The following is a 14,032-nucleotide window of genomic DNA, read 5'->3' as shown; positions in this document are numbered from 1 at the left end:
GAACCATGAAATGAGGATGCACGATGCTTGTAGCGGAAAGATGGCAGAAAATACTCGCGCTGGTCAATGAAAGAGGAAGCATACGGGTGACGGAGCTCAGCGAGCTGTGCGGAGTCACCGAGGAAACGATCCGGCGCGATCTCGACAAGCTGGAGAGCGAAGGCCGGCTGATGCGCAGTCACGGCGGAGCGGTCCGCGTGAGAGAATCCCAGCCCGAGATTCCGTTCAAAGAACGGGAAACGGTGCACGCGGACCTCAAGCGGAGCATCGCCCGGGAAGCCGTCAAGCATATCCGGGAGAACGACCGGATCATACTCGATGCGAGCACGACGGCGTGGTATATGGCGCAAATTTTGCCGGACGAACCGCTTACGGTGCTGACCAACTCGATCCAAGTCGCCGTGGAGCTCAGCTCCAAGGAGAAAATACAGGTCGTTTCCACCGGAGGCCGTCTTCTTCCGCAGTCGCTTTCCTACGCCGGTCCGCTGGCCGAACGCTCCCTGGATACGTACCATGTCGATAAAGCGTTCCTGTCGTGCAAAGGCGTGCATGCGTCGCGCGGCATTTCCGAATCGAGCGAGCTGCAGGCACTGGTCAAAGCCAAAATGGTCGCCATTTCCGACGAAGTTTTTTTGCTGGCGGACCACAGCAAGTTCGGTCTGCAGTCGTTTGCCCAAGTCGCTTCATGGGAGCGGATCGGGCATGTCATCACCGATTCGGCGACGAGCGCGGACAGCTTGGAAGCCCTGCGCGAGAAAGGCGTAAAGGTTACCCGGCTTTCCTGAGCCGCCGCCGTATCCGCCCTGCCCGTTCCCCATCTTATTCGCGGAGCGGAAAGGGCTTTTTTTCAATCATCACGACGTATTTCTTCTATATAAAAGAGAGCGCTTTCAACCGAAAGGGGCGATTCATCTTGAAGGTTTCCTTATTTATCACCTGTTTGAGCGACCTCGTGTATCCCCGGGTCGGGCAGGCGATGGTGCGGCTGCTCGCCCGGTACGGCATCCGGGTCCATTTTCCGGAGGTGCAGACCTGCTGCGGACAGCCGGCTTTTAACAGCGGCTACTGGGACGATGCGCGTAAGTCGGCCCGGACTCTGCTGGAAGCGTTTGACGACAGCGACTTTGTCTTGTCGCCTTCCGGCTCGTGCACGGGCATGGTTCAGCATTATTATCCGAAACTGTTTCAGGACGATCCGGAGCTGCTGGCCAAGGCGGAAGCTCTCCGGGAGAAAACGTACGAGTTTACGCAATTTCTCGTCGGCGTGCTGGGCGTTACGGATCTCGGGGCGGTGTTTCCCCACAGAGTCACCTACCATCCGTCCTGCCACGGCACGCGGCTGCTTGGCATCAAGGACGAACCGGCCTCCCTGCTGGAGCATGTACGCGACCTTAAACTTGTTCCGCTGCCGCATGCGGAGGACTGCTGCGGGTTCGGAGGCACGTTTGCCGTCAAAATGAGCGACATATCGGGCGCGATGGTCGCGGAGAAATCCGATCATGTCCTGGAAACGGAAGCGGAGGTACTCGTCGGTCTCGATATGGGCTGCCTCATGAATATATCCGGGAATCTGCTGCACAGAGGCAGACCGGTTAAGGTCATGCATCTGGCGGAACTTTTGGAGGAAGGAGTGAGGCGGGCCGATGAGCATGTCTAGCGGTGGGGGCAGTGTGAAAGACCGGGCGAAAATCGCGCTTAACAACGATTTCCTGCGGAAAGCCGTCAAGTTCACGACCGAGCGTCTAAAAACCGGCAAATTGAACGCGGCCGCCGAGCAGGGAAACTGGGAAGAATGGCGGGAGCGGGGACGGCAGATCCGCCTGCATACGATCGCTCATCTCGATTATTACCTCGGCGCCTTCGTTGAAAATGCGCGGGCGCAGGGCGTCCATGTCCACTTCGCGGAAACGGCGGAGGAGGCGGTCTCGATTACGATGGAGATCGCCCGGCACCAAAAAGCGAAGAGCGTCGTGAAATCCAAATCCATGGTATCCGAAGAGATTCACATCAATCGCGCGCTCGAAGAACTCGGCATTGAAGCGGTGGAGACGGACCTCGGCGAGTATATCATCCAGCTTGCGGGGGAAGCGCCGTCTCACATCATCATTCCCGCGATCCACAAAAACCGCTTCCAGATCGCGGAGCTGCTGTCGGAAGAAGCGGGTGAAACGCTCCCGCCTGATACGGCCGTGCTCGCCGGCTTCGTGCGCCGGAAGCTGCGGGAGAAGTTCCTGGAGGCGGACATCGGAATGACCGGCTGCAATTTCGCCGTCGCCGAGACCGGCTCCATCGTTCTCTTCGAGAACGAAGGCAACGGCCGGATGGTCAGCACTGTCCCCAAGACGCAGATCACCTTCATGGGAATGGAGCGGATCATTCCCACGCTGGATGATCTGGAGGTCATGGCGACGCTGCTGCCGCGCTCGGCCACCGGCCAGAAGCTGACCGTCTACATGTCGGTCATCTCGGGGCCGAGAAGAGAACCGGACGGAGACGGTCCGGAGGAGATGCATGTCATCATCCTGGACAACGGGCGCTCGCTTCAGCTCGGAGACCCGGATTTCCAGGAGCTGCTGAACTGCATCCGCTGCGGCGCCTGTCTGAATGCCTGCCCGGTCTACCGGCACATCGGCGGGCATGCGTACGGCAGCACTTACAGCGGTCCGATCGGGGCCGTCCTCACCCCGGCGCTTAACCGGAACACGGCCGAGTGGGACGATATCGCCGGTGCTTCGACCTTGTGCGGCGCCTGCTACGAGGCTTGTCCGGTCAAAATCCCGCTGCACGACATGCTGGTCTATTTACGAGGCCGCAAGGTCGAGAAGGGCCATGGGGATACGGCGGAGAAGGCGGGAATGTCCGCTTTCGGTTATATCATGGCCGATGCCAAGCGCTTGAGGCGGGTTGCGGCGCTGGGCAGATTCGGCCAGCGGTTCGTGGCCCGCGGCGGCGTGATCAAAGCGAGAATCGGTCCGCTCAAGGGCTGGAACACGCACCGCTACGCCCCGGCGCTTCCGCCGAAGACATTCCGCGAGGAATGGAAAAGCCTCGCCGAAGAAGCCGCCGGAAGCCTGCCGGAGATGGACGCGGACGTGAAGAGCCGCATGGAGCGGATTATGGCCGCCCGCCGGAAAGGGGGCGGCCGTCATGAGTAAATCCGCCGCTGATTTCCTGAACAGGCTGGAAGCCGAGTCCAGGCGGAAGCAGGAGGCGTTCTTGGGCGGCATCGCCTCCCGGCTGGGGCGTCCCCGGATAACGGAGCGCCCGGCAAGACCGTTCCGGGGAGCGCCTGACTTCTGGAACGCCGTAGATTTGGACGAAGACGCGCGCATCCGCCTCTTTATGGATAACTGGCGCAAGGCGGGCGGTCATGCCGAGAAGCTGGCCTCCATGGAGGAGGCGGCCGCTTTCGTGCGGCAGTTGATCCGCGACCTGGAGGCGAGGCGGGTCATCCGCCAGGACCAGCCGGAGCTGGAGGCGATAGCGGCCGTGCTGGAGACGGCAGAGGGACTCGACCGCCTGACCGTCTGGAACGCGGAGCATGCCTCGGACGCGGAGAAGGAGGCCGGGCTGGCAGACGCTGCCGGAGCCGACATCGGGCTTGTGGCGGCCGACTGGGCCGCGGCTCATACCGGTACGGTCGTGCTGATGTCCTCGCCCCGCAAAGGCAGGAGCGTCAGCCTGCTTCCGGCGGTCCTCGTCGCGGTGGTTCCCGCCAGCCGGATGAAGATGCGTCTCGGCGAGGTGCTCCGTCCGCTTGACGGGCTGGCGGCCGGAGCGAGGCCGGCCGGGATTCATTTCGTATCGGGCCCGAGCCGTTCGGCGGATATTGAGAACGACCTTACCATCGGCGTGCACGGTCCCGGTATTGTCTATGCGCTTGTGGTGGAAGATTGCTAGCCGTCCCTGCCGGGACGGTCCGGTCGCTTGCCTGCGGGAGCAAACGAAAATTCTATGTAAATCAACTGCCGGTTCCGAGCGGCAGTTCCTAAACGGTTCTTTCTTTTTATGCTGATACGCGCCAAAGGCCGGAGACGTTTCAATCTCCCGCCAAGTCTGGCGTCGTCAGGCCGCAGCAGCCTGCCTGGCCGCACAAAAATGCCGCCCCTCAAAACAAGGGGCGGCATTTTCTCGTCATGACTCGGCAGGCTCCATTGCCCGTTCGATGAATCCGGCGAAGAATCCGGCGTTACTTCGCTACCGGTACGGCATTCAGATACTCTTCCATCGTCGTGTTCTTCGTCTTGATGTCTTTGGCCATCTGGGTGCCGACATAGCGCAGGTGCCACGGCTCGTACTGATAGCCGGTGACGGATTCCTTGCCCTTCGGATAGCGGATGATAAACCCGTATTCGTGGGCGTGGTCTTCCAGCCACTTGGCTTCGGGCGTTCCGCCGAAGCAGTCTTCGGCCGCACATTTGCCTGTGCTGCCCGAAACGTCTATGGCCAGTCCCGTTTCATGCTCGCTGTGTCCCGGTACGGCGCTGTATTTCTTGGCCGCGGCCTCGCCGTCCTTTTGTACGTAACGGTTGAACAGGGTCGTCTGTGTGGAGTGGGAGCGGTAAGCGGACACGCCGGCCAGCGGTGTCCCGTCTTTCTTGGCCGCGGCGAACATGTTTTCCAGCGCGCCGGCCGCTTCTTTGCGCATCATGCGCTTTTCGATTTTTTCGGCGAATACAAAATTCACATCCGGGTACACCAGATCGGAAGGTTTGTACGTGTCCGGAAGCTTGAATTGTTTATTAACCAGCACGGTCATGCTTTCCGGCTTGGCGGCCACCTGCTCCGCGCCATCCGTTCCTTTGCCTGTTCCGGTTCCTTTCGAAGTAGAAGCCGGTGTCGGCGAAGTCGTCGGCTTGCTCGTGCTTCCCGGTGTTGCGGACGGATTTGCGGAAGGCGAAGTTACCGCTGACGTACCCGGAGTCGACGTGGCGGCCGGGGAGTTCCCGCCCGTTTCCTTGCTGTTCTCGCAGCCGGCGAAGAGCGCGACGGCGGAAGCCAGGATCAGAAGCCGGGTGATTCTTTTTTTCGGGGTCATGGTAGTTCCTCCTTGAATTAAAAAAGGCGCATCCTTATGCGGGACAGGCCCGAAATACAACACGTTTTATTATACCTTAAGCGGGTTGAAAAACCCAACGCGGGGCAATTGTGACTAAGCGGTGAAAACACTATCATCTTGCCATTTCATTCGCTACAATGGGGGTAACAAGAAGGGAGGCAGCAGCTATGATGATCGCATCTCTGATTATCGGTCTGGCTTTGGCGGGTCTGATATTATGGGCAACGATTTGGATCACCAATAAGGCATACTCCAGAAAATGGGAAAATCCCGACGAGGATTGAATCCGGATACCCGGCGGTTCCTGCCCGGGGCCCGACTCCGCCGTCCGGAGTAAGGGCATTTTCGTTTCATGCGTTATCCGTAAGAGAGAGAAGGTCAACAGCAATTGTCGGGGATAAGCATAAGCCGCATGTGACGGAGCGGACGCCTTCTTTGCTCTTTTCAATTCTTCCATTTTGTAACCATCGGTTTTACCTCCTCCATAAAGCGTTATGCTCTATATTCGCTCTTTTTGCGGAAAAGGTTCGGTTTATTCCGGGCCGAGTATGTCCATACACCGTGAAAAACCATGTGACCCGGATATTCATCCGGTTCTAACCTCCGCATAGGGCGTCAATTTCCAAAATAAACCGTTCCTGGCGCTTCACACCTTCCTCATTCGGGTTAACTCCAAATAGGGCAGGATTTCTTCAATTTCCTCCTTTATACAAATATTTGTCTTTGCTTCCTTTGAAAGCTGTATTATAATCGTTCATGTTCTTAATTATCGTGAGGGATAGAGAGAGGAGAAATCGTGTGAACAAGAAAATTTGGATGTCTGCACTCGTATTACTATTGACTTTTACTATCGTATTGGCGGGTTGCGGCAAAAAAGAATCACCGAAAACGGCTTTGGAGGAATCCTATACCGCTGCTTCTACCATGAACAGTGCGGATTTCAACATGAATATGACCTTGAACCTGGATTTCCCGGAAACCGCGCTTAAAGCGGATCCGAGCTTGGCGATGGGAGCTAACTTCCTGAAAAACCTGGATGTTACGGCTAAAGGTGTTTACCAGGCCGATCCTATGCAGCTGGAAATGACGCTGGAAGCCAACCTCAAAGGCGACATGCCGATGAAGATTTCCCTGCCTATGGTCATGACCAAAGACAAGATGTATGTGAAAGTTCCGAACATTCCGCTTCTGCCTATTCCGAAAGACACCGTCGGTAAATACATCGTCGTGGATGTCAACGAGCTGAATCAGACGACGGACGGCAAAGTGAACGTAAATGCCATCGACGTGAAGAAACAGCAGCAGTTCGGTCAAGACGCGATGAAAATCTTTACGACCAACTTTGACGAAAAAACGTACTTTGTCGATGTCGATAAGAAAAACGCGGGACTGCCCGAGAGCGTAGACGCGAAACAAGTCGTGAAATTCCAGATTACCAACGAGAACCTGGAACCTACCATCAAAACGATTGTCGAGAAGGTAGCTCCGCAGCTTCTGGATCTCGTATCTAGCGACAAGTATAAAGACATGCTTCAAGTCGATCCGGCCGAAATCGAGAAGGCAAAGAAAGAACTTGCCGCCGGTTCGAGTAAGGAAGATACCCAGAAGGCGATCGACGAGCTGAAAAAAGTGCTGAAAATCAACGAATTCAACATTTTGACGGCTATCGATAAAGATAAATTCCCGGCTTATCAGGAAATTAACGCGAACCTGGACGTCACCGATGAAAAGCAGGGTACGTTCAAAGTCGGTACGAAAATCAAAACCGAGTACAGCAATATCAACAAGAAGGCTAACCTGCAGCCTCTTCCTACCGATACGCTGACGATCGAACAATTCTCGCAAAAAATGCAAGTTTCCGGCATGTAGTAATCGCTCCGGTCGCGCGCAAGACAAATCCCCGGTTTCCTTGATGGAAGCCGGGGATTTTTTGCCGTTATCCGCCGTTAACGGCATCGAAAAACCGGCCGGAAGGAATGACCTGATGCCTCCGGTAAAAGCCGACCGTCCGGGAAATGGAGGACCAGTCATATTGCAGTACGCAGAGTCCGGACGACTTTTTACCGTACCCTGTATTACCTCCGTCTCTTTTAAAGGAAACAGCGAAATCGGTCACAAGGTATCCGTGCGGAGCCGCTTTTGGAAGGAAGAGGGATTATAGGGGGCTATTTTTACGAAAAAGGGGGTCTGGGCGCCGATTACGCTCCTATATGAAGAAGAAGAGAACTTGCTTCTTGCGGAACGGTTTTCTATGATACAGGTGTACTTATAACCCTTACAGAGAAACGAGGCGGCCCATTTTGAAAATCGGATTAAGCTCTTACAGTTTGTACCGTGCCATCAGAGCCGGGGAGTTGGACTATGTCAGTGCGTTGGATTGGATTGCGGCTAACGGCGGCGAACATATGGAAGTCGTTCCGCTGGAAATTGATTTTACCCGGGAACCCCAGCTTGTGCAAAGCATCAAGGAAAAAGCGAAGTCCGCAGGCATCGAGCTTTCCAATTATGCGGTCGGAGCCAACTTCCTGACGGAAAATGAGGGCGCTTTCCAGAATGAAATTTCCCGAGTGAAGCGGGAAGTCGATGTAGCGGCCGAGCTGGGCGTTAAGCTGATGCGCCATGATGTGGCCCGCCATGAAGACGTTTCCATCCGTACGTTCAACGCGAATCTGGACCGCATGATCGAAGCGTGCCGGACGATTGCGGATTACGCCGCTCAGTACGGGATTACGACCAGCATCGAAAATCACGGCTATCTGGTGCAGGCGAGCGACCGGGTGCTTACCGTCGTTCAAGGCGTGGCCCGCCCGAACTTCAAGACGACGCTGGATATCGGCAACTTTATGTGTGCGGATGAAAATCCGGTCGCTTCCGTGCAGAAAAATCTGCCGTTTGCCTCCATTGTACATATCAAAGATTTCTATCTCCGCCCTTCTTACCGGAATCCGGGTGAAGGCTGGTTCAAGACCACGGCAGGCAACTACCTCCGGGGAGCTATTGCCGGACAGGGCGATATCGACATGTGGGAAGTGTTGCGTCTGGTGAAGCGTTCCGGCTTCGACGGCTATCTGTCCATCGAATTCGAAGGCATGGAAGAGTGCAGACAAGGCTCCAAAATCGCCATGGATAACGTGAGACGGATCTGGGCCGAAGTCTAGACGATTCTGCCTCTACAGAGCTGTTCAGGGTCTATAAAAGAAGCGTTCTCTTCATAGAAAGGGGACGCTTCTTTCCGGTTTGCCGGAAGGGAACGGAGAATAGGGAACTTTTTCTGAATAAGGAGAAGTTCTTTTTCATTTTCCGGGGAGGAGGAAACTGATATACTAAGGACAGACTTTATCCGGAAAAAAGGAAAACCGATGATTCGAGGTGCGCTTGGAAATGAATAAGTATTTGGAACTGCTTAAGGATATCAAGGAAAACGGAACCCGCAAAGAAGATCGCACGGGAACCGGAACCATTTCCGTGTTTGGGCGTCAGATGCGGATGAATCTGGCGGAAGGCTTTCCGCTTTTGACGACTAAAAAACTTCATATGCGCTCGATTATCCATGAGCTTTTATGGTTTTTGAAAGGTGAAACCAACATTCACTATTTACACGACAATGGCGTCACCATATGGGACGAGTGGGCCGATGAGGACGGTAACTTGGGCCGTGTGTACGGCGCCCAGTGGCGCACTTGGCAGGCACCGGACGGACGGACTATCGACCAGATTACCCAAGTGATCGACCAGATTAAAACCAACCCGGATTCTCGCAGGCATCTCGTAAGCGCCTGGAATGCCGCAGAGGTAGATCAGATGGCGCTGCCGCCCTGCCATTACGCATTCCAGTTCTATGTGGCGGACGGCAAGCTGTCGTGCATGTTCCAGATGCGTTCGGTCGATACGTTCCTCGGTCTGCCGTTCAATCTGGCCTCGTACGCGCTTCTCACGCACATGGTCGCGCAGCAGTGCGATCTCGAAGTCGGGGACCTGGTATGGACCGGCGGGGACGTGCATATTTACCTGAACCATCTGGAACAGGTGGAGAAACAGCTTGCGAGAGAGCCGTTTCCGCTGCCCAAGCTTGAAATCAAGCGCAAGCCGGATTCTATTTTCGATTACGCTTATGAAGATTTCGAGTTTGTCGGCTACCAGTCGCATCCCGGTATTAAGGCTCCGATCGCGATCTGATTGCGGGAGCTATCCGCGAAGACCGTTTCGAACCGGATTAGACGGGAAAATAGGATGATCCATGAACGGCCGCAAGGTTCGCATGGGTCGCAGGAAGAGGTGTTGGTCAGGTGAGTATTTCTTTTATTTTTGCGATGGACCGCAACAATGCGATCGGGATCGACAACAAGCTGCCGTGGCATCTGCCGGCGGATTTGAAATATTTCAAAAAAATGACGACCGGTCATCCGATCCTGATGGGGCGGAAAACATACGATTCAATCGGACGCCCGCTGCCGAATCGTGAAAATATTGTCCTGACCCGGCAAAGCGGCTTTAAAGCCGAAGGGTGCACAGTCGTCCATACGGTGGAAGAAGTGCTGGAACGTTACACGGAAGGGGAGGTTTTCGTGATCGGCGGAACGGAAGTGTTCCTGCTGTTCTGGCCTCACGTTGACAAGCTGTACGTGACGTTTATCGACGATACCTTTGAAGCCGATACGTTCTTTCCGGAGATTGATCCCGGCGAATGGACGCTTGTTTCCGACGAGCCCGGTATCCGGGATGAGAAAAATCCGTATGATTACACATTCCGGGTGTACGAGCGGGCGCAGTGACGCCGAAAATGCCGGTGCCGGAATCGAAATCACAAGCGGATACATATCCGTCAGAATAGTATCGGGAGTCCGGCACGGTAACGGCGGATCCGGCTGCGCAGGGCATTCGGAAGGACGGTAAACAAAGCGGGACGCAGGCCGGTTATTCATGCGCTTGCGGCTGCCCGGTCTTCTTGCCGGAGTTCCTTCTAAAAACCGCTACACAACTAACCTGGCGGCTTACATAAGCCGGGAAAGCTGAACGGGGGCGTTAAAGGTGCAGCAACCAAGTTTACGAATCGGCATGATCGGATTGGACACTTCGCATGCCGTCGAATTTACGAAACTGCTCAACGACCCGGGCCATCCCTGGTATGTGCCGGGCGGCCGGGTCGTGATCGCCTATCCGGGCGGCTCGGAAGACTTCGAGCTGAGCCGTTCCCGCGTGCAGGGGTTCACCGAGAAACTCCGCGGCGAATACGGCGTGGAAATCGCCGACTCTCCCGCGGCCGTTGCGGCGGCATGCGACGCCATCCTGCTTGAATCGGCGGACGGCCGGGTACACGCCGAACAGTTCCGGCAGATTGCCCCGTACGGCAAGCCGGTGTTCGTCGACAAGCCGCTGGCCGTCAGCTCGCGGGATGCCGGGGAGATCGCCGCTCTGGCCGTACGGCACGGCGTTCCGCTCCTGAGCAGCTCGTCCCTCCGCTTCGGCGAAGGCTTAACGGAAGCGCTTGGCGGCTCGGAGAAGGGAGCGGTCACCGGAGCCGACTGCTTCGGCCCGCTGGCGCTGGAGCCGACGCAGCCCGGCCTGTTCTGGTACGGCATCCACATGGTGGAGATGCTGTACGCCGCGCTTGGCCCGGGCTGCGTGCACGTCACGGCGGCAGCCGGGGAGTCGCACGAGGTGATCGTCGGCGTCTGGGCCGACGGCCGCATCGGGACCGTGCGCGGCAGCCGCCAGGGCAGTCCCGCGTTCGGTGCGGTGGTGCACCGCGAAGGGGGGAGCCGCGCGGTCGATATCTCCGCGGACTCGAAGCCCTTCTACGCGAGCCTGCTTGAGCGCGTCATGGAGCTGTTCCGCGGCGGCGAGCCGGCGGTCGGCATAAGGGAGACGCTCGAAGTGATCCGCTTCATCGAATCGGCGAACGAGAGCCGCGAGACGGGCCGGCGGGTGCTGCTGTAGGCGGATCCTCGCCTCTGAGGGGTCGCTCCGCCTACATCGCCTCGCGACGTCTCGCATCGCTTCGCCTCAAGCCGCTCACACCGTCTCGTATCGCAAAAAAGACCTGAACCGCCGTAAAGAGCGGTTCAGGTCTTTTCAAGTGAATAAAAAAAGCTGCGGAATCGTCATTCCCGCAGCTTTTTCCCGTTTCCGTCCCGCCGTTCTAGCGGGACGGAAACGGAACATAACTTCGCTTAGGCGCGCTTTCTGAACAGGCTGAGCAGAAGGGAAGCCGCGCTCAGTACCACAGCGGCAATCGACAGGTACAGCGGCGTATTGCTCGCGGAAGCGCTCGCCTGCTGGGCGGGAGCCGCCGTGGCGCTGCCCGGCGCCGTGCTTGTATGGCCGTGGCTGTCCGTGCCTGCGCCGGCCGGTTTAGCGGCAACCTTCGTTACGGAAGCGGGCTTGTCCGAGCCTTCGGCGCCGGTCCACTCCACTACGCTGCCGTCCTGGTAAGTCTGATAAGCCTTCCAGACGATGGAAGTGGCGTTGTCGGCCACTTTGCCCTGCATATTGAATTCGCCGAATTCGGTTTTGGTGAGGCCGCCGTTCTCCGCGGTCCAGGTCACACCCGTGATTTTATCCGCTCCGTCTTTGGCAATTTCGTATTTCCAGCCCGGTTTCGGTTCGAAACGCGAGATGGATACGGCGTCTACCGGGAATTTCACTTCGATTTTGGTAGTCGGCACATCTTTTTCCGTCGGTACGCGAACTGTAAATTTCTGATAGGAACCCGCCGTCGCTTCGGCAGGATTAACGGTAACGTGGGCGCTGGCCACGCCGGCAAAGAGCATCAAACCGGCTACAACGGCGGCCGCTTGTATTTTAAGCTTGTTCATGAGTAACTCCCTTTCTCTCGCAATCTTGTAGTACTTCTACTGTACCCAAAGCGGACAGGAGAAAGTATGACTCAACTGGGCTATTTTTGCCCCCTAGTTATGATCTTTTCGTGACATACCGTGTTTCACGGCATAGGCGGTAAGCTGAACGCGGTTATCCATGCCGAGCTTTTCGAAAATATTTTTCATATGGTTTTTAACGGTGTTTTCCGAAATGAGCAGCTTTTCCGCGATTTGCCGGTTGTTGTATCCTTCGGCGACATAGAGGACAATTTCATGTTCGCGGGCCGTAAGCTGAGGCAGGGGCTGGCCGGAGGCGGCCGGTGTCCCCGATTGACGGAAGCGCCGCATAAGCCGGTCCGCCATCTGGCGGGCCACCTGGGAATTGTCGTCGAGCAGGGCGTGCAGGTAGTTGAGCCACTCGTCGGGGTCCATATTTTTGAGCAGATAGCCTTGTGCTCCGAACTGGAAGGCCGTGAACAGATCGGCTACATCGTCCGATACCGTCAGGATTACGATGCGGATGTGAGGGTAGCGCTGTTTGATCTGGCGGGTCGCCTCCAGGCCGTTCACGGGGCTCATATGGATATCCATGAGCACCACATCCGGCTGCAGGTTGCCGCAGAGGGCGATCGCTTCCTCGCCGTTATAGGCTTCGCCGACGACGGTGAATGAAGAATCGTCTTCCAGCAAGCTCTGGATTGCCTGGCGGGCAAGGGGATGATCATCCGCGATGAGAACGCGATAGCAGGTCTCTGACATGGGTTTTCCTCCTTGATGAAGTGACGGACAGCTCCGTACCGTTTTCGGGCGAAGACTGAAGTTCCCACGAGGCTCCGAGCTCGGCGGCCCGCTTGCGCATCATGGTCAGGCCGTAGCGGTGCCGCTGGGATTCGTCCTCTGCGAATCCGACTCCGTTGTCGGCGATTTTGAGCGACCATTCCGGGCCGCTCGTTTCCAGGTCGATAGAAGCCTGGGTCGCGCGGGAATGCTTGCGGATATTGGTGAAAGCTTCCTGGATGATGGCGAAAATCTGCACTTCTTCGGCAGCTGTGAGAACTTTGTCGGTTGCCCGCAGATTTTGGACGGTTTCAATGCCGGTCAGCACTTCCCAGTCCTGCAGCCACTTGCCGATGCGCAGAGTGAAGGAGGTCCCTTCCTCGGGCAGGGTCCGGAGATTGAAAATCGCCTGACGAAGATGATGGTCGATTTCGGAGACGGCGGCTTTGGCTTCCTCGGTCTTCCCCTGCTTCAGCTTCACGTTGATAAAAAACAGCGTCTGGGCGAGATTGTCGTGCAGCTCCCTGGCCAGCCGCTCGCGTTCTTCATAGACGGCGCGTTTGGACGTTTCGCGGGCCAGCCGGTTATTGGTACGCTCAATACTGCGGAACATCCAGGTGGCGAAGATGTAGGAGACGAGGAGAGTGAGGAACGTAATGTACCAGTTTCCGGTTTCCATGGACATATAGCTCAGCATGAACTCATGCCGGATAAACTCGAATCCTCCGATAAACAGGGTAGGGGTCCAAACGGCCAGCCATTTGAGGGTTTTAAGCGACATAAAAGCCCGTCCTTTGCATAGATTAATGATTCTTGTCTTAACGGATGTACCCAATATACCGTAACGCGTCCGGAGCAACAAGGCGAGAGAAATTTTCTTCTTCGCAGACCGCGACTTTTTGGAGAAACTTTCGTCTAATGGGTTTAGCGTCCTTTTCCGGACGAAAAAAAACCTTCGGGCATAGCAAAACCGGCCCCTCGGGTCAAAGGGCCGGCTGCGGATCACTCAATAGAGCATTTCCCGTAAGGAAGCTCCTTTATTAATCGGTTGAGCGGTCAGGACCGCATAACAGAACGGATCGCTCTCTTCCTCCACAACTTCAATCATCAGAATGTGTTCGATCGGCAGAAGGACGTTATCCATCTTAATGAGACCAAACTGTTCGTAGTGATTGGAAATGACACCGGTAAGGGTATCATTGCCGCAGATGACTTTAACTTTCTGCTTCTGGTATATGAGTATATCAAACATAAATAAACTCACCTCTCTATTAAGATATGACAAGTCCTCTGTGATATTCGTCACACCATTTTTTAAAAAGAAAGAACATTAAATTTAATTAAAGACAATTTAAAGATTTGTCTTTAAATGAAGTCT

The 14,032-nt window shown here is 56.0% G+C and carries 14 protein-coding genes; 9 read left to right on the top strand and 5 right to left on the bottom strand.

Translation table 11 applies throughout. The features are described 5' to 3' along the window. Positions 1-23 precede the first annotated feature (23 nt). From AC2TF6_RS23865 to AC2TF6_RS23850, 4 genes are all read left to right on the top strand, one after another. On the top strand, positions 24-785 hold the full coding sequence (locus AC2TF6_RS23865; RefSeq protein WP_491308798.1) for a DeoR/GlpR family DNA-binding transcription regulator: 762 nt from the start codon (positions 24-26) through the stop codon (positions 783-785). A gap of 128 nt (positions 786-913) precedes the next feature. Beyond that, positions 914-1,657, top strand: a complete 744-nt coding sequence (locus AC2TF6_RS23860; protein WP_491308797.1) for a (Fe-S)-binding protein — start codon at positions 914-916, stop codon at positions 1,655-1,657. Continuing rightward, positions 1,644-3,155 (top strand): LutB/LldF family L-lactate oxidation iron-sulfur protein, encoded by a 1,512-nt coding sequence (locus tag AC2TF6_RS23855; protein ID WP_491308796.1) that lies wholly within the window; start codon positions 1,644-1,646, stop codon positions 3,153-3,155. The genes AC2TF6_RS23860 and AC2TF6_RS23855 overlap by 14 nt, the downstream gene beginning before the upstream one ends. After that, the gene (locus AC2TF6_RS23850; RefSeq protein ID WP_491308795.1) at positions 3,148-3,900 is read left to right on the top strand and encodes a LutC/YkgG family protein; all 753 of its coding nucleotides are present in this window, start codon (positions 3,148-3,150) and stop codon (positions 3,898-3,900) included. Before AC2TF6_RS23855 ends, AC2TF6_RS23850 begins: the two co-directional genes overlap by 8 nt. 289 nt (positions 3,901-4,189) lie before the next feature. Here AC2TF6_RS23850 and AC2TF6_RS23845 read toward each other — a convergent pair whose 3' ends face one another. Then, positions 4,190-5,038: a M15 family metallopeptidase gene (locus tag AC2TF6_RS23845; RefSeq protein WP_491308794.1), complete on the bottom strand. Its 849-nt coding sequence runs from the start codon at positions 5,036-5,038 to the stop codon at positions 4,190-4,192. Between the two features lie 819 nt (positions 5,039-5,857). Here AC2TF6_RS23845 and AC2TF6_RS23840 point away from each other — a divergent pair. From AC2TF6_RS23840 to AC2TF6_RS23820, 5 genes are all read left to right on the top strand, one after another. Further along, on the top strand, positions 5,858-6,928 hold the full coding sequence (locus AC2TF6_RS23840) for a hypothetical protein (protein WP_491308793.1): 1,071 nt from the start codon (positions 5,858-5,860) through the stop codon (positions 6,926-6,928). Between the two features lie 431 nt (positions 6,929-7,359). After that, complete coding sequence (locus tag AC2TF6_RS23835) at positions 7,360-8,217, top strand: sugar phosphate isomerase/epimerase family protein (RefSeq protein WP_491308792.1); 858 nt, start codon at positions 7,360-7,362, stop codon at positions 8,215-8,217. 223 nt (positions 8,218-8,440) lie between these two features. Continuing rightward, on the top strand, positions 8,441-9,235 hold the full coding sequence (gene thyA / locus AC2TF6_RS23830; protein ID WP_491308791.1) for a thymidylate synthase: 795 nt from the start codon (positions 8,441-8,443) through the stop codon (positions 9,233-9,235). A gap of 110 nt (positions 9,236-9,345) precedes the next feature. Beyond that, positions 9,346-9,831, top strand: a complete 486-nt coding sequence (locus AC2TF6_RS23825) for a dihydrofolate reductase (protein ID WP_326054952.1) — start codon at positions 9,346-9,348, stop codon at positions 9,829-9,831. A 256-nt stretch (positions 9,832-10,087) separates the two neighbouring features. Continuing rightward, positions 10,088-10,996, top strand: coding sequence for a Gfo/Idh/MocA family protein (locus AC2TF6_RS23820; RefSeq protein WP_491308790.1), 909 nt, complete (start codon positions 10,088-10,090; stop codon positions 10,994-10,996). A 233-nt stretch (positions 10,997-11,229) separates the two neighbouring features. Here the strand turns inward: AC2TF6_RS23820 and AC2TF6_RS23815 are convergent, their stop codons facing one another. From AC2TF6_RS23815 to AC2TF6_RS23800, 4 genes are all read right to left on the bottom strand, one after another. Next, positions 11,230-11,874, bottom strand: coding sequence for a YcnI family copper-binding membrane protein (locus tag AC2TF6_RS23815; RefSeq protein ID WP_491308789.1), 645 nt, complete (start codon positions 11,872-11,874; stop codon positions 11,230-11,232). 93 nt (positions 11,875-11,967) lie between these two features. Next, positions 11,968-12,636, bottom strand: a complete 669-nt coding sequence (locus tag AC2TF6_RS23810) for a response regulator (RefSeq protein WP_491308788.1) — start codon at positions 12,634-12,636, stop codon at positions 11,968-11,970. Continuing rightward, a complete protein-coding gene (locus AC2TF6_RS23805; RefSeq protein ID WP_491308787.1) occupies positions 12,599-13,435 on the bottom strand; it encodes a sensor histidine kinase in 837 nt (278 codons plus the stop codon). Before AC2TF6_RS23805 ends, AC2TF6_RS23810 begins: the two co-directional genes overlap by 38 nt. A gap of 225 nt (positions 13,436-13,660) precedes the next feature. Then, positions 13,661-13,906 (bottom strand): hypothetical protein, encoded by a 246-nt coding sequence (locus tag AC2TF6_RS23800; RefSeq protein WP_491308786.1) that lies wholly within the window; start codon positions 13,904-13,906, stop codon positions 13,661-13,663. Positions 13,907-14,032 lie beyond the last annotated feature (126 nt).

Source organism: Paenibacillus sp. JNUCC 35, assembly GCF_058269095.1.
Note: the sequence above shows the minus strand (reverse complement) of the source record. Positions and strands in the feature narration are given on the sequence as shown.